This is a genomic window from Rhizobium sp. SEMIA4064 (assembly GCF_003025035.1).
Taxonomy (GTDB): domain Bacteria; phylum Pseudomonadota; class Alphaproteobacteria; order Rhizobiales; family Rhizobiaceae; genus Rhizobium; species Rhizobium paranaense.
This window is the reverse complement of record NZ_PYJN01000018.1, coordinates 119,683-143,078: the sequence shown is the minus strand read 5'-3', so window position 1 is coordinate 143,078 and position 23,396 is coordinate 119,683. Positions and strand designations below refer to the sequence as shown.

Here is a 23,396-nt window from a genome sequence, read left to right as displayed (position 1 = left end):
CACGATCTTGAGGAATGGGGTTCTCGCACCTGTCTCAATACCTGATTTGACCATTCAGCGATTGCAGCAGCGCGCGATAGGCCCAGGTGTTTTCGCCGCCGCGATCGCGGATTTCAACAAGTTGCACACGCGCCGCCTGCACATCGCCCTGCTCGAGCAGCGCCTGGCCCATATAGGAACGCGCGAGAATGTAGTTTTCGTCGCGCTGGAGGGCCTTGCGATAATAGGTCATGCCGAGCTGCATGCGTCCGGCTTTGCGGTTGGAATAACCGAGATAGTTGAGAATACGGGGATCGTCCTGGTTCTTGGCAAGTTTCAGGACGGTGATGGCGTTGTCATATTGGCCGGCATAGGCGAATTCGCGCGCCGCCTGGAAAAGCTTATCGTCGTTGAAGCCGCTTTTCTGCGGTTTCACGCATTCTTTTTTATCCTTGTCCCAGACCTTGCCGTCAGTACATTTGGTTGTGGTTTTGGTCTTCGGCGGTGGTGCCGTCTCGTCGCCCTCGGAGCCGGCGGCGAGAGCCTGCAGGCTGGCGCCAAACAGAAATCCGACCGCAAGCGCAGTCACGGCCGAACTCTTCATCGCTACACCAAAACCCATTCCATCCTCCTGAAATCCGATGTGAGAATTGTAGCGCCGGATATTCGAAAACGCCACCGAAACGACGGGGCCGCCTTCACAAAATGCCAGAGCTTATGAAGCCAGGATATCGACGCCTTGCTCCTCTACGTCGTCGCCCCGTGCATTGAGGCTGAAGCGCTCGGCCTTGAGCTCCCAGGCGCCGGGATGGCCGTCGATGGTGAAGAGATTGTAGGCAGCGGCCGGCTTCAGCCCGCCGGGACCCTGCGAGGCCGATGCGATGCCGACGACGGGCACCGGGCCGGTCTGCCCCCTCAGCCAATGCAGCGTGTTAAGATGCGTGTGGCCGTGCAGGACGAGTTCCGCACCGCCCGTCGAGACCACAGCGGCGAAGCGGCGGATGCCGATCATGCGCTTGTAAAAGCTGGTTGCGCCTCGGATCGGCGGATGATGGATCATAACAACGCGAAAAAGGCCGGCCTCGCCGGCGGCGCGCAGCATATTGACTGTCTCGCGTGCCTGCCGGGCCGAATAGAAGCCGCTGGCGGCAAAGGGGGGCGTCGCCACCGCCGTCGAGCAGCCGATCAGCGCGACGCGGTCGCGAATGCGCAGATAGGGGAAAATGCGCCGATCCTCCTGCCACTCAGACGGCGCATGGTCGCCCTGGACATATGGATACCAGGCGCGCATGGCCTTCTCATAGGAGCCGGGCACATAGGCATCGTGGTTGCCGGGTACGACGGAGGTAAAGGCAGGGTCGCCGAGCGTCTTCAGCCATTCCGCGGCAGTGCGGATTTCGATACCGCTGGCGAGATTGACGAGATCGCCGGTCACCGCCAGATGATCGGCCTGCTTTGACCTGATGTCGTCGAGCAGAAGATCGAGCGTTCCGCCAAAAAGATGCTTGCGCCGGTTTCGGTGCCAGTTCACAAATCCGGTAATGCGTTTGGAGGCGAGTTCTCTGATCGAAAGCCGAGGCAAGGGGCCTAGGTGAACGTCGGAAATATGCGCGAGCTTGAACATGAGATGAGACATAGCTCAGTCTATTGTCAAAACAAATACATCGGTTTTTCGATGGTGGAACGCAACGGCGGACCGCAGCATGAATGACAGCACTGCTCCCGACGAAGCCCGCGGTTGGCGGGCCAAGCTGTTCGGCCGAATGCTGCACAGCTATTTTGTGCTCACCCGCAGCATGACCATGGGTGTGCGGGCGGCCTGTTTCGACAGTCAGGGGCGGATTTTCCTGGTTCGGCATTCGTATGTCGCCGGCTGGCACATGCCCGGCGGCGGTGTTGAGCGGCATGAGACAGTGGAACAGGCGTTGGCGAAGGAATTGCGGGAAGAGGGCAATCTGGTGATATCCGGCCGGCCGCAGATCTTCCACGTCTACTTCAACAACCGGACCAGCAAACGCGATCACGTCGTCTTCTACCGTGTGGAGGTCGAGCAGACCGTGCCGCGCAAGCCGGATCTCGAAATCGTCGAAAGCGGTTTCTTTCCGCTCGATGCCCTGCCGCCTGGAACGACTAGGGCAACTTACCGGCGGCTGAAGGAGCTGGAGGGCGACGCGCCGCCCTCGAATTATTGGTAGGCCTTGCTGCCTCAAGCCGCCTTTGCCAGCCGCTCCCGGGCGTGCGGGCGCTCGAAATCGAGGTCAGGGCCGACGGGGACGATGCCGGTGGGGTTGATCGTCCTGTGGCTGCAATAATAGTGATTTTTGATGTGCATGAGATTGGTCGTCTCGGCGACTCCCGGGATCTGGTAGAGGTCGCGCAGATATCCGGATAGATTGCGGTAATCCTCGATGCGGCGGATGTTGCATTTGAAGTGGCCGACATAGACGGCATCGAAGCGGGCGAGTGTGGTGAACAACCGCCAGTCGGCCTCGGTCAGCCGGTCGCCGAAGAGGTAGCGGCTTCGTTCCAGGCGCTTGTCGAGCATATCTAGGGTTTCGAACAGGCGAAGCACATTTTCCTCATAGGCTTCCTGCGTCGTGGCGAAACCGGATTTGTAGACGCCGTTGTTGACCGTGTCGTAGACGATCTCGTTCAGCGCATCGATGTCGCCGCGCACGTCCATCGGATAAAAATCGTCCTTCGAGCCGGTCAGGCCGTCGAAGGCGCTGTTGAACATGCGGATGATCTCGGAGGATTCGTTGTTGACGATGGTACCGGTCTTCTTGTCCCAGAGGACGGGAACGGTGACGCGGCCGGAATAATGCGGATCGGCCTTGGCGTAGACCTCCCAGAGCGCCTTTGCGCCGAAGAGGTTATCGACAGTCCCACCATCCCGATCTTTGAACTCCCAGCCGTTTTCCAGCATCAGCGGATCGACGATAGAAACGGAGATCAGGTTTTCGAGCTTCTTCAGCTTGCGGAAGATCAGGGTACGGTGCGCCCATGGGCAGGCGAGCGAAACATAGAGATGATAGCGGCCGGCCTCGGCCTTGAAACCGCCCACACCACTCGGACCCGGCGTGCCGTCCGCGGTGATCCAGTTGCGAAACTGCGAAGCCGCGCGCTTGAAATGACCCTTGGTTTCCTTGGTGTCGTACCAGATGTCATGCCAGGCGCCGTCAACCATCATGCCCATTACTCTGTCCTTTCGGAAATCCTGTCGAGGAACTTGACCTGGAAAATACGGCATGCCGGCGGAATTTCGAGACGGCAAACGATGAACAGTGCGTCACAGACATGATCGCGAAAAGTGCGAAGTGGTTTTCGGACAAGATCATGCCTCAATAACCGGCCGCTCGCATTTTGCATTGGACGAGCCGGGCATTTCCTGCTATCGGGCTTGTCACACTTTGAGGACCACTTGCTATGGAAGCAATCAGAAGCCTGCGACGACGCCGATGATCCCGAACGCTCGACAAGCGTTTTCGAGAACCATCCCGTATGTCTATCTGGTTTCTTTGGTCTAATGCACAAGCACGAATTGGTCTACCTCACTGAGGACGCGTCGCATGACGCTGTCATCGAACTCATCAACGAAGAAGCATTTGGTCCCGGTCGGTTTACCCGTGCCGCAGCGCGGATTCGCGAGCAGGGCGCGCATGACCGCTCGCTCTCCTTCATCTGCGCAGATGATGGCGAGACGATCGCCTCTGTCCGGATGACGCCGGTGCTGGCGGGTTCCGTCAAGGGGCATCTGCTGGGACCGCTCGCCGTCCGGCCTTCCCACAAGAACCAGGGTATCGGCCGCGAGCTCGTGCGGATCGCCGTCGAAGCCGCCAAGCGCGGGGGGTCGGAAGCGGTGATCCTGGTGGGCGATCCGCCTTATTATGGTCCGCTCGGCTTCGAGAAAGTCGCCTACAACGCGCTCGCTTTTCCGGGGCCGGTCGATCCCAACAGGGTACTCGTCGTGCCGATCGCCGCCGACACGCATGCGCGGCTCACGGGCACGATCGCCTGGCGGGACGCGGACATCCCGGTTGTTGTCTCCGATGAGGAAAATGACGATGACGATTTGCCGTTGAGGGCAATCGCCGGCTAACGCCGCGACTTCCACAAGCCATCTGTCGCTTGCCGGCTGCATCGCGCGGGCATCTGTAAAAAGAAGCCTATCGTCCCGTTTCCATCAGCGGGGCGATAGTTTTTTCTGTAGAAAATAGCGGCTGCGTCCGATGGGAAATTCCGGCAGTTCGCCGAAGATGACATAGCCCTGCCGCTGATAGGCGCGCAGCGCCTGCGGATTGAAAGTGTCGATCCAGGCACCTTGGCAGCCGCGGGTGATCGCTTCCGTCTCCGCTGCTTCCAGCAGCTTTCCCGCCATGCCCTGACCGCGCAGCGTTTCCGGCACGAACAGCCACGCGGTGAACAGCCAGCCCCAGGCCGTATAACCCGAAATGCCGCCCATGGTCTTGCCGCTTTCGTCTCGGATCAGAACGGCGAGCGAGCGGCGCTTGGAAGGGCCGACATCGGCGGCGTTGAAGGCCGTCAATCCTTCGCCGATCGCCGCGAGTTCACTTTCTGACGGGGTGTCGGTCACATCGAGTTGCGGCATCATGTTCACCGTCCTTCGCGCCACCACATTGCGGAGAATGCGAAGAGGAGAGCGGCAAGACCGGCGAAGCCTGCAAAGAGCGGCAGGTTGTTGACGCCCTTCAGGACGGTTTCGTCGGTCATGCGGATGGTCAGGCGTTGGTCGTCGGCGATGCGAACGGCGCCGCGCACCGGTAGGATCGGCGGAACGGTGACGCCGCCGCCAGCGCTGGCAACGCGGGTGACAAGCCCCTTGGTCTTTTCTGCCAGGGGCTTCAGCGTTTCCGTCGTCGAGATCATCGCCTTGAATTCCGGCGCGTCGACGGCGCCGACATGCACCAGCGTCGAAAGATTGCCGCTGGTGATCTGGTAAAGGCCGATTTCGCTCATGTGCTTCTGGGCCTGATAGAGGCCCGGCTGCGCCTGTTTCAACTGCAGGGTCTGCGTCTTGCCGGAGGGCGCTTTGACGGTGACGGGGCCTGGATCGTCGCCGATCGTCTGGCGCGTGACTTCCAGCGTACGGCCGGCGGCGTTTGCCGTCAGTGCCTCTTCCTCCAGAGCCGGTTCCTTCAGCAGCCAATGCGCGATGCGGCGATAGAGCGACACATGCGGTCCGCCGCCTTCATAGCCGCGCGCCCAGAGCCAGCCTTCGTCGGAAAGCAGCATGGCGACGCGGCCTTGGCCGACGCGGTTCAAAACCAGCAGCGGATGGTTATCGGCGCCGACCATCACGGTCTGGCCCTGCGGCTTCTCCACATCGACGCTGCGGAACCAGCGGCCCCAATGCGGCGGCTCGGTGTCCGATCCGTCGAGGCCGCGCGTGACCGGGTGCTTGCGGCCCTGTTCCGACAGGCGCGGATAGAAAGGCTTCTCGATCATCTGGCCGGTCGGCTCTGCCGGGAGGACAGAGGATAGCGGCGTCAGCGCGATCGAATTGCCGGCCGCATGTTCGGGACCGGCGGCCACCAGCAATGCGCCGCCGTTTTCGACATATTGGGCCATGTAATCATAATAAATCGTCGGCAGGACGTTGGGGCGGTCCTGGTAACGGTCGAAGATGATCAGGTCGAAAGAGTTGATCTTGTCGACGAAGAGTTCGCGCGTCGGGAAAGCGATCAGCGACAACTCGTTGATTGGCGTACCATCCTGCTTATCCGGCGGACGCAGGATGGTGAAATGCACGAGGTCGACGGAGGCGTCCGACTTCAGAAGATTGCGCCAGGCGCGCTCGCCGGCATGCGGTTCGCCGGAGACGAGCAGCACACGCATGTTCTGGCGGATGCCTTCGATCAGTTGAACGGTGCGATTGTTGATGGGCGTCACTTCGCCGGGGACTTCGGCGACGGCGAATTCGAGCACATTGTTGCCGGCGCGCGGCACCTTGAAGCTGAAGGGCGTGTCCTGGCCGGGCGTCGCCTGCAGCGTGGCGATCTCGTCGCCATTCATCCTGACGGTGACGGCTGCGGTGCCGCCGGGGCTTTTGCCATCATCGACAACGCGCAACACGAGCTGCTGCTCGTCGTTGACGATGCCGAAGCGAGGCGCGCGCACCACCTCGATGCGACGATCGAACTCGTCCGGCTTACCGGTGATCAGCCCGTGGATCGGTGCGTCGAAGCCGAGTGCCTGATTGACGCCGGGAATATCGTGGATCTGGCCGTCCGTCAGGAAGATCGCACCGCCGACACGGGCGGGCGGCACATCGGCGGTCGCTGACGAGAGCGCAGCGAAGAGGCGTGTCGAAGGCGACTCGGATTCGGCGGGTTCGCGCACTTCGACGATACGCGGCTCGATACGCGGGAATTGCGCCAGCCGATCCTTCAGTGCGGCCAGCGCATCGTCGGTCATCTTGATGCGCTCCGGCGTCTCCTGGCTCGGACTGCGGTCCACGATGACGGGAACGATGGTGGAGAGCTGGTCGCGGTCCTCCTGCATCAATACGGGATTGGCAAGGGCGGCGAGCAGGGCCAATGCCGCCAGCGCGCGGATACCACTGCCGCGCATGCGGCGGTAGATCGCGAGCGCGGCGATGGCAAGCGTCAGCACCGCAAGGGCGGCGAGGATGGGCCAGGGCAGGAACGGGGCGAAACCAATATTCATCTTACTGCCCCAACCGTTCCAGAATATCCGGGATGTGCACCTGATCGGACTTATAGTTGCCGGTCAGCATGTACATCATGATGTTGACGCCGGTGCGGTAGGCATATTCGCGCTGGGTTTCGTCCGGCGGCACGGTCGGCAGCAGCGGCGAGCCATTGTCGTCGGTCGCCCAGGCGCCGGCGAAGTCGTTGCCGGTGATCATGATCGGGGTCACGCCGTCTGACGAAGCGACCGCATGGCCGTCGCCGCGCGTATCCTGCCGCGCCTCGATCCACAGCGGGCTATCGGCGTAGCGGCCGGGAAAGCTGGACAGCAGGTAGAAGGATTTCGTGAGCACATGACCGGCCGGCACCGGCTCTAGCGCCGGAATGTCGAGATTGGCGAGGATCGCCTGCAGCCGCTGGCCGTTCGGGCTCGGCGTGGTGTTGTCGCCCATCGTATCGATAGCGTCGCGCGTGTCGAACAGCACGGTGCCGCCATTGCGCATATAGGCGTCGATGCGGTTGATGGCATCGGTGGACGGCATCGGCGCGGTGGCGGAAATCGGCCAATAGATGATGGGATAGAAGGCAAGCTCATCCTTGCTGAGATCCAAACCGACAGGCGGACCCGGCTCCAGAGTCGTGCGGTAGGTGAGGAAATCGGAGAGGCCGGCAAGTCCACGCTCGGAAATATGATCGACGTCGGATTCGCCGGTGACGACATAGGCAAGATGGGTCTTGTCGAGCCGCTGATAGGTAGTGTCGTCGCCGGGTTTGGAATCGTCGGCCCAGGAATTCGTCGGATGCAGGAAGGCGGCAACCGAGATTGCGAGCAACAGCACGGCGGCACCGCCGGCGATTGTCTTCGTCGATCTTCTGAGACGCGGGAAGGCACCGTTCATGAAAAGCACGATCAGGCTGTCTGCTAGAAGCACCAGGAAGGCAATGGTGAAGAGGATCGGCTTGGCCGACCAAGCCTCGCCGCCGATCAGCCCCTCACGCGTCACGGATACGCCCGCGCCGGAGACATCCAGCGGCTTGAGTTCTGCGCCATCGGGTAGGACGTTGAGCGCTGTAAAGCCCTCTTCCGAGCCATAAAGGCCGGGCGGGTTGTCGAAGTTGGCCGCGATTGCGTCTTTGTTGTTTGGAGTGAGCGGGCGGGCATTGCCGGTCTCGCTCGTCAGCACGCCCTTGGCGGTCAATAGCCGGAATGGCGGCAGCGCTTCGCTGGTCTTCGGGGTGCTTTCGGCCGAGTTGACGCCGCCGGAGCGGGAAAGTTGCACGATACGGCGCAGCATCTCGACGAAATCGCCCGAGATCGGCAGATCGGACCATTCAGGTTCGGCACTGACATGGAAGAGAACGATGCGACCGGCCTGCATCTGCTTTTCGGTCACCAACGGCGTTCCGTCGGCAAGGCTTGCCCAGGTGCGTTCAGCAAGATCGGGTGTGGGCTCAGCTAGCACCTGGCGCTTGATGAGAACATTGGTCGGCTTCGGCATGCCGGCGAAGGGGCCGAAGGAGGGGAAATCGGCAAGCGGCTGTGGCTCGGCCCAGGAGAGCGCGCCGCCGAAGGTGCGCTCGCCCTGGCGCAACGTAACCGGCACCAGCGGATCGTCGGCGGGAGCGGCTGCAAGGCGCGGTCCGGCGAAGCGCACCAGCGTACCGCCGTTCTGGATCCATTGCTGCAACGGCGCGTAGCTTTCCTGCGGCAGGCGGCCGACATCGGCAATGATGATGACGGAGGGATTGCCGGCGAGCAGCTCGGGGATCGACTTCGCCAGATCCGCGCTGTTCGGTTGGACCAGATCGGCATAGGGCTGCAGGGCGCGCTGGATGTAATAGAGCGGCGACAGGATCGGCTGGAACTCGTCGGCCGCCTGTCCGGACAGCAGCGCCACACGGCGACGCTTGAAACCGTCGTCGAGGAGATGCACGGCGCCGGCGCTCGCATGGCGGTCGATGCTGATGCGGGCGAAATCATTGCGCATTTCGAAGGGGGCAGCGATGGTGCCGGTCGCGACCGTCTGGCCGCCGGCGAAATTCAATGAGCCAGCCGCGATCGGCCGACCCTGATTGTCCAGTGCGCTGAGCCCCAGCCGCAGCGGGCTGCTGCCGTTCAGCCGTGTCGCGGTGACAGTCATGTTGTCGGCGGCATTGGTGGCGCCGGTGATTGCCAGTACCTCGTTGCCATCGCTTTGGATCAGCCGCAGATCGCTGGGCTCCAGGGTGGCAAGCTGGTTGACGATATCGTCCTTGTCCCTGCTTTCGGCGCCGTCGGAAAGGAAGGCGATCGTGCCCGGCTTCGTGCCATTCAACGCGGCCTTGATGGCCTGGGCGGCGCGCTGGCGATCAGGCACCAGCGGCCTTGCATTGGCCGCGTGCAGCTTGTCACGGGCGGCGGCAGCGGCGCCCGGCGTGGTGTCGTTGCTCCGATCTGCGGTGAAGGCGATGGAGACGGGGATGCTTTTGGCGTCCGCGTCGTCGATCAGCGCATCGGCCGTCTGCACACGGCGCTCCCAATCGGCGGCACTCGCCCAGCTATTGTCGATGAGCAGCACCAAAGGTCCGCCGCTCGACAGCGTATTGCTCCGCGGATTGAACATCGGATTGGCGATGGCGAGGATGACCAGAGTCGCAAGGATCATACGCAGCAGCGTCAACCACCATGGGCTGCGCGCAGGCGTTTCCTCGCGCTTCAGGATCTTTGCCAGGATACGCAGCGGCGGAAAGACTTCCGCTCTCGGATGCGGCGGCGTCAGGCGCAGCAGCCACCAGATCGCCGGAAGCAGGATCAATGCGCTGAGGATGGCTGGGGAAGCGAAAGCGAAGGAAAGCGCGTTCATGGCTGCCCCCCAAGCGTCGCTTTGGCGGGCATGCCGGAGAGATACATATGCACGGCGACCAACGCTTCCGATGCCAGCCGGTCGGTGCGGTGGCTCACGAAGGTCCAGCCGAGATGACGCAGGGACTGGCCGAGGTTTTCGCGGCGGGCGAGATAGGCGCGCTGGTAATCTTCACGCAGGTTTTCCGCGCGGCCAGCCACCAGCTTCGCGCCGTTTTCCGGATCCGTGAATTCGGTGCGGCCGCTATAGGGGAAGACCTCTTCGGCAGGGTCGGCGACCTCGACCACGTGGCCGCGCAATCCGCGGCGGGCCAGCGGTCCGATCCGGCCCATGACGCTGTCGGCTTCGTCCAGAAAGTCGCCGATCAGCACGATATCGCTCCAGCCGCGGATCATGGTGGTCTGCGGCAGGCCACCTTCGAGCGGCGTGTGCATCAGGGCGGCCGCCAGCCGTTCGGCGGCGTTGCGGGCGGAGACCGGCTCCATGATGCCGGGGCAACCGATCCTTTCGCCGGAACGGGCGAGGATTTCGGCGAGCGCCAGCATCAGCACCAGAGCACGGCCTTCCTTCGAGACATGGCCGTAGGTTGATTTGTACATCATCGACGGCGACATGTCGGCCCAGAGCCAGATGGTGTGGGCCGCTTCCCATTCATGGTCGCGGATATAGGTATGATCGTCACGGGCCGAGCGGCGCCAGTCGATGCGGGACAGGCTCTCGCCCTCGGTATAGGGGCGGAATTGCCAGAAATTTTCGCCGATGCCGCGCTTGCGCCGGCCATGCCAGCCGGCAATCACGGTGTTGGCGATGCGCTTGGCTTCGACAAGGCAATCCGGCACGAGGGCAGCACGGCTGCGGGCTCGGGAGAGGGCATCATTGCCTGGGGTCGGGCTGACGATCTGTCCGATGGATGCCACGCGCTATACTCTCCTTGACATCCTGGGTTACGATCTCGATCGCTTGATCAACCCGGCAATCACGTCTCGTACCGACATGCCGTCTGCGCGGGCAGCAAAGGTCAGCGCCATGCGATGCTCCAGCACCGGCTCGGCCAGGGCGTGCACATCGTCGAGCGACGGCGCAAGCCGGCCTTCATAAAGCGCACGGGCGCGGGCGCAGAGCATCATTGCCTGGCCGGCGCGCGGGCCAGGACCCCAGGCGACATGCTTGTCTGTCGCTTCATTGCCTTGGCCGGGGCGCGCGGAACGCACCAGGGACAGGATGGCGTCGACGACGCCGTCGCTGACGGGCATCTGGCGGATCAACTTCTGGATTTCCATCAAGCGCGCGGCATCGATCACGGCATGAGGCGTCGCTTCGCTGAGGCCGGTGGTTTCAAGCAGGATCTTGCGTTCGTCGGCAAGCTCCGGATAATCGACATCGACCTGCAGCAGGAAGCGGTCGAGCTGCGCCTCCGGCAGCGGATAGGTGCCTTCCTGTTCCAGCGGGTTCTGGGTTGCCAGGACATGGAACGGCGCAGGCAAATCGTAGCGCTGCCCGGCGATGGTGACATGATACTCCTGCATGGACTGCAGCAGCGCCGATTGCGTGCGCGGCGAAGCGCGGTTGATTTCGTCGGCCATCAGCAATTGCGCAAAGACCGGCCCCTTGACGAAGCGGAAGGAGCGGCGACCGGTCTCATCCTGGTCCATGACTTCCGAGCCCAGGATGTCGGACGGCATAAGGTCCGGGGTGAACTGGACACGGTTGGCGGCGAGGCCGAGAACGGCGCCGAGCGTGGTCACCAGCTTGGTCTTGGCGAGGCCGGGCACGCCGACGAGCAGAGCATGACCGCCGGCCAGCACGGCAAGAAGCGTGTTCTCCACGACGCTTTCCTGGCCGAAAATGACCTTGGAGACTTCGGCGCGTATGGAGGCGATATCTTTCAACGCCTGTTCGGCGGATGCGATGATGGCCTGGTCGTCGAGGCTCGTTTCGGTCGATTTGATCATGCCCATTTGCGTCTCCAACGGCAGAAAAACGGTACGCGCGATTCGCAGACCTTACACATTTGCCCCATAATCAATAGAACTTATCGCCATGAAGATAGCTGACAAGCACGTTTCGAATGACTATCTCGTGAGAGGCGGTCGTATTCGTAACTAAGCACAAACCGGGACGGAAGAATGGCAACCGAGGAAATCAGAGCGGCGAGCGATGCGGCAAGTCTGGCTGCGCTGATTTCGCGCGCGGCCGGAGATGCCGGCGGACGCAAGAAGAGCCTGCCGCCCGTCGATCGCTGGAATCCGCCATTTTGCGGCGATATCGACATGGAAATCCGTGCTGATGGCACCTGGTTTTACATGGGAACGCCGATCGGCCGTGCGCCACTGGTCCGGCTGTTTTCGACGGTGCTGCGCAGGGATGCGGATCAAAAGACCTATCTCGTTACGCCTGTGGAAAAGGTCGGTATCCGCGTCGTCGACGCGCCCTTCATCGCCGTCGAAATGAGCGTGACCGAGCGCGAAGGCAAGCGGGTACTAACGTTCCGCACCAATGTCGGCGACGTTGTCGAGGCGGGCAGGGAGCATCCGATCCGTTTCGTCATCCGCGGCGAGAACGACGAGCTGAAGCCCTATCTCCATGTTCGCGGCCGTCTGGAGGCGCTGGTGACGCGCGCGGTGATGTATGATCTTGTCGAGCTCGGCGAGACCGTTGTGATCGCGGGGCGCGAGATGTTTTGCGTGCGTTCGGGCGGCACGATCTTTCCAGTCATGCCGGTCGCCGAATTGGACGCGTTGACGCGATGAGCGAATTCCCGCTTTATTCCGCCGCCGAGTTCCGGCGCCGTGCGCTCAATCAGAGCGGCGGTCCGATCGAGCTTGCGTGGCGCGACCATGGCGACCACGCGCTCAATCGGGACACCATTTTGCAAGTCGAAGGCCTGAAGCTGCGCGATGCCGCAGTGCTGGTGCCCGTGGTGGACGATGGCGACGACGCCAATGTCATCTTCACGCTGCGCACCTCGACATTGCGCAAACATTCCGGCCAGATCGCCTTTCCCGGCGGCACCATCGACCCGGAGGATGCTTCGCCGGAAATGGCAGCGGTTCGCGAGGCGGGCGAAGAGATCGGATTGGCGGATGTTTTCATCGAGCCGGTGGCTCGGTTGCCCTATTATCTGGCTGCGACCGGCTTCCGCATCACGCCGATCCTCGCCGTGGTCAAGCCCGGCTTCGAACTGGCTCTCAATCCCACCGAAGTCGAGGATGCTTTCGAAGTGCCGCTCTCCTTCCTCATGAATCCCGGCCATCATGTGACCGACAGCATGGTCTGGCAGGGGATGGAGCGACATTTTTACCGCATGCCCTATGGCCCGCGTATGATCTGGGGCATTACCGCCGGCATTGTCCGCACGCTTTACGAAAGGCTCTATTCATGACCTCCATTGCTGGTGAGGCCTGGTTCCAGGACGGAGCGCTGCAGCGGGTGCTGGCACTGTTGAACGCCGATGGCGGCGAGGGGCGTGTCGTCGGCGGAGCTGTGCGCAACAGCCTGCTCGGGCTACCGGTAGCCGATATCGATATCGCCACGACATTGCTGCCCGAGACCGTCGTAGAAAGGGCCGTTGCCGCCGGCATCAAGGCGGTGCCGACGGGCATCGCGCATGGGACGGTGACGCTGGTCATCGACGGAAAGCCTTTCGAAATCACTACCTTGCGGCGCGATGTTGAAACGGACGGCCGGCGTGCGCGGGTGGCTTTCAGCGATGATTGGCAGGCCGATGCCGAGCGGCGCGATCTCACGATCAACGCGCTCTATGCCTCTGCCGATGGCGCAGTCGTCGATATGATCGGCGGGCTTGCCGATCTGGAACGCCGCAATATCCGTTTCATTGGCGATGCGGCGACGCGGATTGCCGAGGATCATCTGCGGATCCTGCGTTTCTTTCGCTTTTTCGCCTATTACGGCAGCGGAAGACCGGATGCGGACGGATTGCGCGCCTGCGCGGCCGCGCGCTCGAAGATCGCGGCGCTTTCGGCCGAGCGTGTCTGGTCGGAGATGAAGAAGCTGCTTGCGGCCAAAGATCCAGGCCGGGTGTTGCTCTGGATGCGGCAGGTCGGCATTTTGACCGAGGTGCTGCCGGAAACCGAGAAGTGGGGCATCGACGCCATTCCCGCGCTTATAGCGACAGAACAGGCGCTCGGCTGGGCGCCCGATCCGCTGCTGCGGCTGGCCGCCATTGTGCCGCCGGATGCCGCGAGGCTGGCAAAGCTTGGCGAACGGCTCAAGTTGTCGAAGGCCGAAGCGGGCTATTTGCAGGACTGGGCGAATGCGCCCGGCATCAAGGACGATGTGTCTGAAGCAGCCTTTAATCGTTTGCTCTACCGCCATGATGCACCCGGCATTGCCGCGCGCCTGAAACTGGCGCTTGCCGTTGCTCGGGGCAAGGCGGAAGGCGATTTCGAGGAGATGGCGCGCGCTGCACGGCTCGGTAAATTGCTGGAGCGGACGGCACGCTGGAAGAAGCCGGTCTTTCCGGTCAATGGCGCAGATGCGCTTGCCGCCGGCGTTGGCGCAGGGCCTCGTGTCGGCGATATCTTGGGTAAACTCGAGCAGCAATGGGTCGACAGCAATTTCGCTATGGACCGGGCGGCTCTTCTCGCCCGGCTCAAGGAACTGATCGAGTCCTGATGCTTATGGTCCAATGATCAGGCGGCGCTTGCTTCGTCGCGAATGCGGGCCTTGATGTTGTCGACCATGTTTTCGCGGATGATCGTCTCGCCATGGGCGTTGCGCATGTGCTCGACAGCGCGGCGAACCACTTCGGCATCATCATTGGCCCGAGTGTGCCAGTCGCAGCCGGGCACCAGAGTACCACATTCGAACAGTCGCATATCTGCCTCCTGATATTTTGACGCCATAAAAGACTTCACGCCACAAACGGCCTGAAGGTCAAAACGCAAAAGGTGGGGAAAGGTTTCGGACGTCCGGCAGGGCCTCCACCCTGCCGGACGATGTTCCGGTATATCAATCCGGCATGGCCCAGGATTTGAAGCAATCCGAAGATTGATACTTCGGAATGGGCGCTTGTCTTGCCGGGCGATCGGATACGATGCGGGCGACGTCGCTTGGCGACTTGCCTGCCAATTGCATTCTGACCTGCTCGATGAAGCAGGAGAGTGGCAGATCCGACCCGCTTCTGATCCTCATGTCTTCAGCCAGCCGCACGACGAATTCCGGCGTATCGACTGCCCGCGAAAGTTTTCGGTCATTCGCGGTTTCTGCCACTTGATTCTGTACTGCCATTACAACCTCCTCCGATTGAAACGAGCATTACCTAACCTCGGTACTCCTCCGAACTAATTCAAGGGTTTTCTTTTATTAGCATTTGCCATTCTAGGGCCAACGCACGACGGGTGGCAAGGACGATAAGATCGACTCTACGTTGCCCCCTGTCTTCAACCCAAATATTGTACCCCTATCGTAGAGTAAATTGAACTCCACATAGCGTCCGCGACGAATTAATTGTTCGTCACGATCCTCCTCGGACCATACTTCATTGAAGTTCGAGCGCACGATCCGCGGATAGACCATCGAAAAGGCACGCCCGACATCGCGCGTGAAGGCGAAATCGGCGTCCCAACCACCTGCTTCCTCCCCAGAATGCAGCCAGTCGAAGAAAATGCCGCCGATGCCGCGCGGCTCATTGCGATGCTTCAAATAAAAGTAATCGTCGCACCAGGTCTTATAGCGCTGATAATCTGCAACCGTATGACGATCGCAAACAATCTGCATCGCGCGATGGAAGAGGACGCTGTCGGCATCCTCCTGTGTGCGGCGCCGGTTGAGCACCGGCGTCAGGTCGGCGCCGCCGCCGAACCAGTGGCTGGTCGTCACCACCATCCGCGTATTCATATGCACGGTCGGGACATTCGGGTTGACGGGGTGGGCGATCAGTGACAGGCCGGAAGCCCAGAAGCGCGGATCTTCCTCGGCGCCCGGAATCTGACTGCGGAAATCGGGCGAGAATTCGCCGTAAACGGTGGACGTATGCACGCCGACCTTTTCGAAGACACGGCCTTCCATGATCGACATGCGTCCGCCGCCGCCTTCACCATTCTCCCGCAGCCAATCCTTGGCGACGAAACGCCCCGGCTCCTGAGCGGAGAGGGGGCCGGCAAGCTCGTCTTCCAACTGTTCGAACTGGGCGCAGATCGCGTCCCGCAGGCTTTCAAACCAGCCCTTTGCCGCTTCTTTCTTCTCTTCGATGTCCTCGGGTAGTCCCTTGGGAAGTTCCGGTCGTTCCATGCATGCTCTCCGGCGATGCGGGCCGCTATAGGCCCGCGATTCTCGTAAGGTCGATTCCCGGTTTGAATATCAGCATCATCGCATCGTCACCAGCGCGCTGGGCTCGCCGGAGAATCGACTCGCAAATTGCCAAATGCGGTATTATCTTCCCTCTCGAAGGCGAGGTTTCATGATGAAGATACCCGGACCGCCGCCCCTTGACGGGTTGAGACGCAGAATATCACGTTACCGGCAGGAAGCGTCCGCCGGCGGGAAAAGTGATTTTGTCCGCGAGACTTTTTGTCTCAGCCGCCCGGAAGCGCGCGCCAAGGCGCGCGAGTGGTTCGATGAATTTCCGAAAGCCGCCTATTGGACCGAAGTCGAAAGCTGGCGGCAGGTGGAAGGCGATCGCATCGAATTCACCATGCGACGCCTGCCGTCCGCCGATTGAATCGGCGGAATGTCTTCAGGCGGTCGAACGCTGGCAATTGATCATCCACGGCACGCCGAATTTGTCGACCAGCATGCCGAAACGCTCTGCCCAGAAGGTTTCATCGATCGGCATGGTCACCGTGCCGCCCTCCTGCAGCGCCGCAAACAGTTTCTCCGCTTCTTCCGCCCTGTCAATTTGAACGGAGATCGAAAAACCGTATTTCTTGCCGGTTTCACCCGGCCTGCCGTCAGAAGCCATCAAGACCGCATCGCCGACCGTCAGCCGCGCATGCATGACTTTCTCGCGCCAGTGCTCCGGCGTTTGGCTCGCCACATTCGGATGGCTGTAGTCCATGATAGTGAGTTCACCGCCAAGGCATTGGTGGTAGAACTCGAGGGCTTGCCGGCAATCGCCGTCAAAGATCAGATAGGCATCCAGACGCATGACGTTTCCTCCATCTGTCATCTGAGAATGCCCTACAACATAGGCTTCTAAAGTGGCGATAATGTAATGCCGGGGAAATCTCTGTATTGCTGAGCGAAATCAAAACACAAGGATGGGGAGGTCGAAGCGGCTATTGCGTGTTTCGCAACCGGCTCTCGATCAGCAGCCCGCTTTCATCCAGGATCGGATGCGCCACCGAGACGATGTGGGCATTGATGCGCTTCAGGTCGCGCAGCATGTCGAGGTGCAGCGAGCTGGTCTGCAGGCTGTCGACACGGCCGTCGCGCAGGCGTTCGAGGTGGCGCTCGGAGGATTGCTTCTCTAGCCGGCGAACGTCGACCTTCACCTCCATGAGTTGGCGGGCGAGGTTGAAATCGCGGGTGACGAAGATGGTCTGGGCGATGCGCAGATTATCGATCGTCAGCTTGAAAAGGCTCTGCAGCTCCTGATAGCCATCGTCGGAGAAGGTCAGACCTTTGCCGATCTTTTTCGCCACCTGTTCGGCCAGACCCTTTTCGATGATGTCGCCGATATGTTCGAGGTTGATGGCATAGTCGATGATGACGATCGAGCGGCGGCCGTTTTCGTCGTCCAATCCTTCGCGCCCGAGCTTGGAGAGATAGATCTTCACCTCCTGCTGGATCCGGTCGACGCGCTTCTCCAGAACCGCAATTTCCTTCAGAGGCGTCAGATCATTGTTGTTGAAGGCGTTTTCCGTGCGGATCAGCATGCGCTCGATGAGGTCGCCGACGCCCAGAACCTCGCGCGTCGCACTGGCAAGTGCGACGACTGGCGTGTTGAGCGCGTTATGATCGAGAAATTTCGGTCCGTCGTCGGCCTGCGGATCGTTGGCCACGAGCCGCTGCATTGTTTTCGACAGGAAGGACGAGAAGGGCCAAGCGCAGAGCGCGAGGGCGATATTGAAGAGCAGATGGACGTCGACGGGCAGCTTGGCCGGCGAAAAATGCAGGGCTTGCAGCCACGCGCCGATATAGCCCGCAAAGGGCAGAACGATGAGGCACCCGATGGTGCGCACGATCAGATTGCCGAGCGTCACCCGCCGCGCAGTGGCAGGGCCGGAGAGGGTGGCCATGACCGGCGGGATCGCGCCGCCGAGATTGGCGCCGAGCACGAGTGCGACTGTCAGGGCCGGAGAAAGGATGCCAGTCGAGGCGAGCGACAGGATCAGCACGACCATGGCAAGGCTGGACGACGAAACGAAAGCGAGCACGGCTGAAAAGATCAAAGCCACGGGCAGGGCGCCGTCGAGCAGCTCAATAAAGGCGGCAAGCGCCGGCGATTGCCGCATCGGCGCAGTGGCAAGGCTCAGCAATTGCAGCGACAGCAGCATGAGGCCAATGCCGATCAGCGCCGCACCGGCGCCTTGTTTGGCGGTGGACGAGCGGCGATAGAGCACGATGCCGACGAGAACGAGCAGCGGCGACAGCCATTCGATACCGGTCGCGACGATCCAGGCTGTCACGGCGGTACCGACATTGGCGCCGAGCAACACGATCTGCGCCATGCTCGGCAAGACAAGCTCGCGCTCCACGAACGAGGCGATCATCAGCGCCGTTGCGGTCGAGCTCTGCAGTGCCACCGTCGCCACGAAACCGGAGGTGAAGGAGCGGAGCCCGCTACGCGTGCCGCTGGCAAGACCGGTTCTGAGTTTGGCGCCGAAGGCGCGTGATACACCATCCTTTACTTGCGCGAGGCCGAACAGCAGCAAAGCAACGGCGCCGAACAAATTGATCATCACGATGGTGGATTCCATTTCGTCTTTTTATGTCTTTCTCATGCCATCGTGTTTTCAGCAATTATCGGAAATCAAGCATAAGCTTCTGAAAAGGCATGATTTTCAGTGCTTTTTCCTGTCCGATGAACGGGCGGCGATTTGATTGCCGGCTAAATATAATATGCCTCTTATGGCCCGCGCTTCAACACTGCGAGCGACATATCTGAACAATATTTGCGGAGCGCCTGATTTTAATGCGGCTTCGGCGGCTGCATTTCACCGGATCGGTCGGTTTTTCTCGGCGGGATGTCGGGCAACGTTTTTTCAGAGAAGGCTTCTTTCACCTTATCGATCGTTGCGGGCCGCCGCGTCGTGCGCTCCGAAGACCGTGGGACGGTGGTTTCGGCTTTCGACGCCTCCGGCTCGGCCACCACATGCAGGGTCGGCGCCGCTTCAGACTCCTGCGAAATCGTGGCATCGGCCAAGATCTCTTTCAGCACTCTGGTGACAGGCAGGTGGCCAGCCAAATCCGTGTTGGTGTGGTGCCAGGCATGCGGAATGTGCTGATCGGTCGAAATGAATGGTCTGGAGTTCATCTCGCCGAACCAGTCCCATTCGCCGATGATATCGACGACATCAGTAAAGATCGGTGGCATGGCGATGCGGGTGCCGATAGTGACGATCTTCAATCTCTTCGCCAACGTCTCGGCGCGGACTTGATCCTGCTTGTAGAGGTCGTGAAGGGCGGCCGAAATAACCAGATTGCCTTTCGAGTGGCCGGCCAGCAGGCGGAAGGAGAAGCGGGGGTCGGCAAGAAGCGCACGCACAGTCCTGGTATCGAGGCTGGTGCGCGAGGCCGTTTCGCCATCATTCTTGTCGGTGGCTCCGAATTTCGGCCGCCCAGCAAAATCGTCCAGCATTTCGAAGACCGGTCGTAGACCCCTCAGATGGCCGAAGAAGAAGTGGCCGCCAAAAGCCTCGGTGACGATGTCGGCCAGGCCATATCCGGAGACGACGACGGCGACCGGCGCGCCGATCGCGTCAGCGACATTGCGGGCGAAGGCGGCCGCACCAAGGGCGGAGCCACCGATGCCCGCGATGGCCAGTGCCGGGGCATTGCCGCCGCCGCGAAGCGCGAACTCCTCCAGCGTTTCGCAGAGTGTGATCGCAGCCCCGCCGCTCGGCGGCACGATCATGATCGAGCCTTCAGCCGCAAGCGAGCCGCTGAGGTAGAAGGCCTCATCCGGGGTGATGACCTTGACGTCATAAAACAGCGCGTCGAGCGCAGTGTTGCGCTGGCGAAGAGCTTCCAGGGTGAGATTGCGTAGCGGCGAGCGCTGTAGCCGCTCGGGGAGGCTGAGGGTGCGCGCGAATTGAGTGAGGGTGAGCGTGAATGCCGTCTGGAACATGGGTCACCTCGCCAAAGCTGCCGTTAGGTTAGGTAAAGCATTCCAGAAAAAGCTTCTCACACTTTACCCGACGTGCCAACGACAATTGGCCGTCGTGGCACCCAGATTTGCCGCGACATTTACGACCAGTTCGTCTGCCGCAGCGCCTCACCCGAAATCATCGCCGCGGACATGGCGACATTGATCGAGCGCTGTCCGCCAACCATCGGGATCAGGATGCGGCCATCGGCCTTTTCATGCACATGATCGGGCACGCCGGCGCTCTCTCGGCCGAAGAGCAGGATGTCGTCTTTGCGAAAGGCGAAATCCGTATAGCGTTCGGCTGCTTTGGTGGAGGCGAGCACCAAACGCCGCCCGCTTTCCGCCCACCAGGCTTCGAAACGCTCCCAATTGACATGCCGCGTCAGCGCGACGGCGGCGAGGTAATCCATGCCGGCGCGCTTGAGATTGCGATCCGATATGTCGAAACCTGCCGGCTCGATGATGTCGACGCCAAGGCCGAGGCAAGCGGCGAGTCGGAGGATCGTGCCGGTGTTGCCGGGAATGTCGGGCTGATAGAGGGCAATGCGCAGCGAAGTCATATTCTGCAACTAACGAAATTGCCGAGAGTTGTCTTCGCTTTTTGTCGAATCCCCCTGGTTTCCGTGATGTCCTCATCAGGAGAATTGAAGATTCCGGCGTGTTTTTAGGCACATTTCGCTTTTCAACGCGATCAATGCACGGTAAAACACAACCGCTCTACAACTTGCGACAGAGGAGGCTCAGATGAATAATTTGTTTGTGATGATGCGCCTCCCGGCCGTGATCCCATGGCGATGATACAGGCGCTTTAAGGCGCGTTTTGCAAGTTTCCCCCTTTTGATTCATTGCGCGGCCGATAGGGCCTCGTTCTTTCATCACCCGGCCACCATATCAGCCTGCGGTCCCTTTAGACGCGGAAGTGGTAGCCGAAGGGTCGAGTCTTTGGAGCATTTCATGTTTGGCTGGTTCGAACAGCGACTAAACCCTTTTCCGAGCGAAGTGCCGGACGTCCCGCCGCGGGGTCTCTTTGCCTTCTGCTGGCATTATACCAAGCCGGCCGCGCCCTGGCTGATCGCTATGGCCGTTCTCACTATGCTGATCGCCATCGGCGAAGTGGCTTTGTTCCAGTTCCTGGGCGCTATCGTCGATTGGCTGTCGCATGCGGACAAGGCGACATTCCTGCAAACGGAGTGGCATAAGCTCTTCTGGATGGGCGCGATGGTGCTGGTCGGCCTGCCGCTGGCGGCCGTGCTCGATTCCATTATCATGCACCAGGTGCTGCTCGGCAATTATCCGATGATTGCCCGCTGGCAGATGCATCGCTTCCTGCTGCGCCACAGCATGACCTTCTTTGCTAACGAGTTCGCTGGCCGCGTCGCCACCAAGGTGATGCAGACATCGCTTGCCGTGCGCGAAGCGGTGATGAAGATCCTCGATGTCTTCGTCTATGTCGTCACCTATTTCCTGTCGATGATCCTGGTCATCGCTGCAGCGGACTGGCGGCTGATGCTGCCGATCCTGGCGTGGCTCATAATCTATGTCGGCATCGTCAGCTATTTCGTGCCGCGACTGCGCAAGATCGCAGCCGCTCAGGCCGATGCACGCTCTACGATGACGGGGCGGGTGGTCGACAGCTATACGAACATCGCGACGGTGAAGCTGTTTTCGCATGCGGGCCGTGAAGAGGGCTATGCCAAGGCCGGCATGAGCGAATTCCTGCAGACCGTCTACGGGCAGATGCGCAAGGTGACGCTGTTCTACATCGCGGTTTACGTCAACAACTGCGTGGCTTTGTTCGTCATCTCGGCACTGTCGATCTGGTTCTGGCTGAGCGGTTCAATCTCGATCGGCGCCATTGCCATCGCCATCGGGCTTGCCATGCGCGTCAACGGCATGTCGCAATGGATCATGTGGGAAGTCTCGGCGCTGTTCGAGAACATCGGCACGATCTATGACGGTATCGAGATGCTGACGAAGCCGCATGACATCGTCGACGTGCCGGCAGCTCCCGCGATCACGGCCAAGCAGGGGGCGATCCACTTCGATCATGTCCGCTTCCATTACGGCAAGGCCAAAGGTGTCATCGACAATCTGACTTTCGATATCCAGGCGGGTGAGAAGGTTGGTCTCGTCGGCCGCTCCGGCGCTGGCAAGACGACACTGATGAACCTGCTGCTGCGTTTCTACGATCTCGAAAACGGGCGCATCACCATCGATGGCCAGGATATCGCCAAGGTGACACAGGATAGCCTGCGCTCGCTGATCGGTGTGGTGACGCAGGACACATCGCTGCTGCATCGCTCGATCCGCGACAACATCGCCTACGGTCATCCGGAGGCGACCGATGCGGAGGTGATCCAGGCGGCCAAGCGCGCCAATGCCTGGGAGTTCATCGAAGGGCTGTCGGATATGCAGGGCCGCACGGGGCTCGACGCCCAGGTCGGTGAGCGCGGCGTCAAGCTTTCCGGCGGCCAGCGGCAGCGTATCGCGATTGCCCGCGTCTTCCTGAAGGACGCGCCGATCCTGGTGCTGGACGAGGCGACCTCGGCGCTCGATTCCGAAGTGGAAGCGGCGATCCAGGAAAACCTCTTCGCGCTGATGCAGGGCAAGACGGTAATCGCCATCGCCCACCGGCTGTCGACGCTGACCGAGATGGACCGCCTCATCGTGCTGGACAAGGGCCGCATCATCGAGACGGGCACCCATCACGATCTGGTCCAACACGGCGGCATCTATGCCGACCTTTGGAACCGGCAGTCCGGCGGGTTCCTGGCGGATCACGAAGAGGCCGAGGCGGCCGCGGAATGAGAAGAGGGGCGGGCTTCGGGCTCGCCCTTTTTTGTTGAGGCTATTTATTGCTGAGATCTGGCTGAAAGAGGTTACGGGCCATCCCTGCGGCGGTTCCCACTATGTCAAATGTTGTGTCGTTTGACCGTTAGTTCAAATCCAAGCGATTGCATTACTGCAAGGACGGACTTCAGCGTCGGGTTGCCATCCGATGCGAAGGAGCGGTAGAGCGCTTCCCGCGCCTTACCAGTCTCTTTCGCTATTCCAGTCATGCCTTTTGTGCGGGCGACGACGCCGAGCGCATGGGCGATATATCCTGCGTCACCGCTTTCAAAGGCGTCCCTCATGAATTCATCGACGGCGTCGTTGGAAGTCAGCGCCTCTGCGGGATCGTACGGGATTAATTTCTCAGGCATCAAATTCGTCCGCATTTTTGGCGAGCATTTTCGCTTGTTCGATATCCCTGGCTTGGCTGCTCTTATCGCCGCCACACAGGAGGATAATGATCTCTCCGCCGCGTTGAACAAAATAGACTCGGTAGCCCGGTCCGTAATGGATACGCATTTCATTCACGCCGTCGCCGACCGGTTTGATGTCTCCCATAAGACCAAATGCTAAGCGGGAAAGTCGTGCAGCAATCGCCGCTCGAGCGCGCTCATCCCGAAGCCGGCGTTCCCAGCGTTGATAAGTAACTGTCTGGAGTATGCGAAGCATGGAGCGTCCGTAATATATAAATCACAATAGTATGAGTATCAAGCTGAAATAGACATGGTTCTGAATTCCGACTCATTGGTGACTTTGTACTGCAGCCTCCAATTGTGGAACATGACAAAAATATAAGAT

24 protein-coding genes are annotated in these 23,396 nt (G+C 60.8%); 7 read left to right on the top strand and 17 right to left on the bottom strand.

The annotated features are described in order from the left end of the window. Nucleotides 1-34 precede the first annotated feature (34 nt). Nucleotides 35-601, bottom strand: coding sequence for a hypothetical protein (locus C9E91_RS12940; protein WP_107108688.1), 567 nt, complete (start codon nucleotides 599-601; stop codon nucleotides 35-37). A 93-nt stretch (nucleotides 602-694) separates the two neighbouring features. Beyond that, entirely contained in the window at nucleotides 695-1,615 is a 921-nt protein-coding gene (locus C9E91_RS12935; RefSeq protein ID WP_245407485.1) for a metallophosphoesterase family protein, read from the bottom strand. A 67-nt stretch (nucleotides 1,616-1,682) separates the two neighbouring features. Between C9E91_RS12935 and C9E91_RS12930 the strand changes: the two genes are divergently transcribed. Next, complete coding sequence (locus C9E91_RS12930) at nucleotides 1,683-2,174, top strand: NUDIX domain-containing protein (protein ID WP_107108687.1); 492 nt, start codon at nucleotides 1,683-1,685, stop codon at nucleotides 2,172-2,174. Between the two features lie 11 nt (nucleotides 2,175-2,185). Here the strand turns inward: C9E91_RS12930 and C9E91_RS12925 are convergent, their stop codons facing one another. Next, complete coding sequence (locus C9E91_RS12925; protein ID WP_107108686.1) at nucleotides 2,186-3,175, bottom strand: glutathione S-transferase family protein; 990 nt, start codon at nucleotides 3,173-3,175, stop codon at nucleotides 2,186-2,188. A gap of 330 nt (nucleotides 3,176-3,505) precedes the next feature. Between C9E91_RS12925 and C9E91_RS12920 the strand changes: the two genes are divergently transcribed. Next, nucleotides 3,506-4,078, top strand: coding sequence for a GNAT family N-acetyltransferase (locus C9E91_RS12920; RefSeq protein WP_107108685.1), 573 nt, complete (start codon nucleotides 3,506-3,508; stop codon nucleotides 4,076-4,078). A gap of 84 nt (nucleotides 4,079-4,162) precedes the next feature. Here C9E91_RS12920 and C9E91_RS12915 read toward each other — a convergent pair whose 3' ends face one another. The 5 genes from C9E91_RS12915 to C9E91_RS12895 are packed head-to-tail and all read right to left on the bottom strand — an operon-like array spanning nucleotide 4,163 to nucleotide 11,451. Further along, nucleotides 4,163-4,588, bottom strand: coding sequence for a GNAT family N-acetyltransferase (locus C9E91_RS12915; RefSeq protein WP_107108849.1), 426 nt, complete (start codon nucleotides 4,586-4,588; stop codon nucleotides 4,163-4,165). A 5-nt stretch (nucleotides 4,589-4,593) separates the two neighbouring features. Next, a complete protein-coding gene (locus C9E91_RS12910; protein ID WP_107108684.1) occupies nucleotides 4,594-6,666 on the bottom strand; it encodes a hypothetical protein in 2,073 nt (690 codons plus the stop codon). A 1-nt stretch (nucleotide 6,667) separates the two neighbouring features. Next, entirely contained in the window at nucleotides 6,668-9,493 is a 2,826-nt protein-coding gene (locus tag C9E91_RS12905) for a DUF4159 domain-containing protein (protein ID WP_107108683.1), read from the bottom strand. Further along, on the bottom strand, nucleotides 9,490-10,410 hold the full coding sequence (locus tag C9E91_RS12900; protein ID WP_107108682.1) for a DUF58 domain-containing protein: 921 nt from the start codon (nucleotides 10,408-10,410) through the stop codon (nucleotides 9,490-9,492). Before C9E91_RS12900 ends, C9E91_RS12905 begins: the two co-directional genes overlap by 4 nt. A 27-nt stretch (nucleotides 10,411-10,437) precedes the next feature. Then, complete coding sequence (locus C9E91_RS12895; RefSeq protein ID WP_107108681.1) at nucleotides 10,438-11,451, bottom strand: AAA family ATPase; 1,014 nt, start codon at nucleotides 11,449-11,451, stop codon at nucleotides 10,438-10,440. Nucleotides 11,452-11,619: 168 nt separating this feature from the next. Here C9E91_RS12895 and C9E91_RS12890 point away from each other — a divergent pair, with 168 nt between their 5' ends. From C9E91_RS12890 to C9E91_RS12880, 3 genes are read left to right on the top strand one after another with little or no spacing between them, the layout of a single operon-like run. Next, entirely contained in the window at nucleotides 11,620-12,243 is a 624-nt protein-coding gene (locus C9E91_RS12890) for a DUF1285 domain-containing protein (protein WP_107108680.1), read from the top strand. Next, the gene (locus C9E91_RS12885) at nucleotides 12,240-12,875 is read left to right on the top strand and encodes an NUDIX hydrolase (protein WP_107108679.1); all 636 of its coding nucleotides are present in this window, start codon (nucleotides 12,240-12,242) and stop codon (nucleotides 12,873-12,875) included. Before C9E91_RS12890 ends, C9E91_RS12885 begins: the two co-directional genes overlap by 4 nt. Next, complete coding sequence (locus tag C9E91_RS12880) at nucleotides 12,872-14,128, top strand: CCA tRNA nucleotidyltransferase (RefSeq protein WP_107108678.1); 1,257 nt, start codon at nucleotides 12,872-12,874, stop codon at nucleotides 14,126-14,128. Before C9E91_RS12885 ends, C9E91_RS12880 begins: the two co-directional genes overlap by 4 nt. A 17-nt stretch (nucleotides 14,129-14,145) precedes the next feature. On the opposite strand, the gene C9E91_RS12875 is transcribed toward C9E91_RS12880, so the two are convergent. From C9E91_RS12875 to hemF, 3 genes are all read right to left on the bottom strand, one after another. After that, nucleotides 14,146-14,331, bottom strand: coding sequence for a DUF1059 domain-containing protein (locus C9E91_RS12875; protein WP_104825157.1), 186 nt, complete (start codon nucleotides 14,329-14,331; stop codon nucleotides 14,146-14,148). A 133-nt stretch (nucleotides 14,332-14,464) separates the two neighbouring features. Continuing rightward, nucleotides 14,465-14,743, bottom strand: a complete 279-nt coding sequence (locus tag C9E91_RS12870) for a hypothetical protein (protein ID WP_107108677.1) — start codon at nucleotides 14,741-14,743, stop codon at nucleotides 14,465-14,467. A 90-nt stretch (nucleotides 14,744-14,833) separates the two neighbouring features. Further along, nucleotides 14,834-15,745: an oxygen-dependent coproporphyrinogen oxidase gene (gene hemF / locus C9E91_RS12865; protein WP_107108676.1), complete on the bottom strand. Its 912-nt coding sequence runs from the start codon at nucleotides 15,743-15,745 to the stop codon at nucleotides 14,834-14,836. A 169-nt stretch (nucleotides 15,746-15,914) separates the two neighbouring features. On the opposite strand from hemF, the gene C9E91_RS12860 reads away from it, so the two are divergent. Next, nucleotides 15,915-16,175 (top strand): hypothetical protein, encoded by a 261-nt coding sequence (locus C9E91_RS12860; RefSeq protein ID WP_107108675.1) that lies wholly within the window; start codon nucleotides 15,915-15,917, stop codon nucleotides 16,173-16,175. Nucleotides 16,176-16,190: 15 nt separating this feature from the next. On the opposite strand, the gene C9E91_RS12855 is transcribed toward C9E91_RS12860, so the two are convergent. The 4 genes from C9E91_RS12855 to C9E91_RS12840 form a co-directional block, all read right to left on the bottom strand. Then, nucleotides 16,191-16,601: a VOC family protein gene (locus tag C9E91_RS12855; protein ID WP_107108674.1), complete on the bottom strand. Its 411-nt coding sequence runs from the start codon at nucleotides 16,599-16,601 to the stop codon at nucleotides 16,191-16,193. A gap of 130 nt (nucleotides 16,602-16,731) precedes the next feature. After that, nucleotides 16,732-18,375, bottom strand: a complete 1,644-nt coding sequence (locus C9E91_RS12850; RefSeq protein WP_107108673.1) for a Na/Pi cotransporter family protein — start codon at nucleotides 18,373-18,375, stop codon at nucleotides 16,732-16,734. A gap of 212 nt (nucleotides 18,376-18,587) precedes the next feature. Continuing rightward, nucleotides 18,588-19,745 carry a hypothetical protein gene (locus C9E91_RS12845; RefSeq protein ID WP_107108672.1) on the bottom strand — a complete coding sequence of 386 codons (1,158 nt, stop codon included), beginning with the start codon at nucleotides 19,743-19,745 and terminating at the stop codon, nucleotides 18,588-18,590. 119 nt (nucleotides 19,746-19,864) lie between these two features. Then, the gene (locus C9E91_RS12840; protein WP_107108671.1) at nucleotides 19,865-20,326 is read right to left on the bottom strand and encodes a tRNA (cytidine(34)-2'-O)-methyltransferase; all 462 of its coding nucleotides are present in this window, start codon (nucleotides 20,324-20,326) and stop codon (nucleotides 19,865-19,867) included. A 394-nt stretch (nucleotides 20,327-20,720) separates the two neighbouring features. On the opposite strand from C9E91_RS12840, the gene C9E91_RS12835 reads away from it, so the two are divergent. After that, nucleotides 20,721-22,574, top strand: coding sequence for an ABC transporter ATP-binding protein (locus tag C9E91_RS12835; protein WP_107108670.1), 1,854 nt, complete (start codon nucleotides 20,721-20,723; stop codon nucleotides 22,572-22,574). A gap of 104 nt (nucleotides 22,575-22,678) precedes the next feature. Here the strand turns inward: C9E91_RS12835 and C9E91_RS12830 are convergent, their stop codons facing one another. After that, nucleotides 22,679-22,969 carry an addiction module antidote protein gene (locus C9E91_RS12830; RefSeq protein ID WP_107108669.1) on the bottom strand — a complete coding sequence of 97 codons (291 nt, stop codon included), beginning with the start codon at nucleotides 22,967-22,969 and terminating at the stop codon, nucleotides 22,679-22,681. Beyond that, complete coding sequence (locus C9E91_RS12825; RefSeq protein ID WP_107108668.1) at nucleotides 22,962-23,267, bottom strand: type II toxin-antitoxin system RelE/ParE family toxin; 306 nt, start codon at nucleotides 23,265-23,267, stop codon at nucleotides 22,962-22,964. Before C9E91_RS12825 ends, C9E91_RS12830 begins: the two co-directional genes overlap by 8 nt. Between the last annotated feature and the right edge of the window lie 129 nt (nucleotides 23,268-23,396).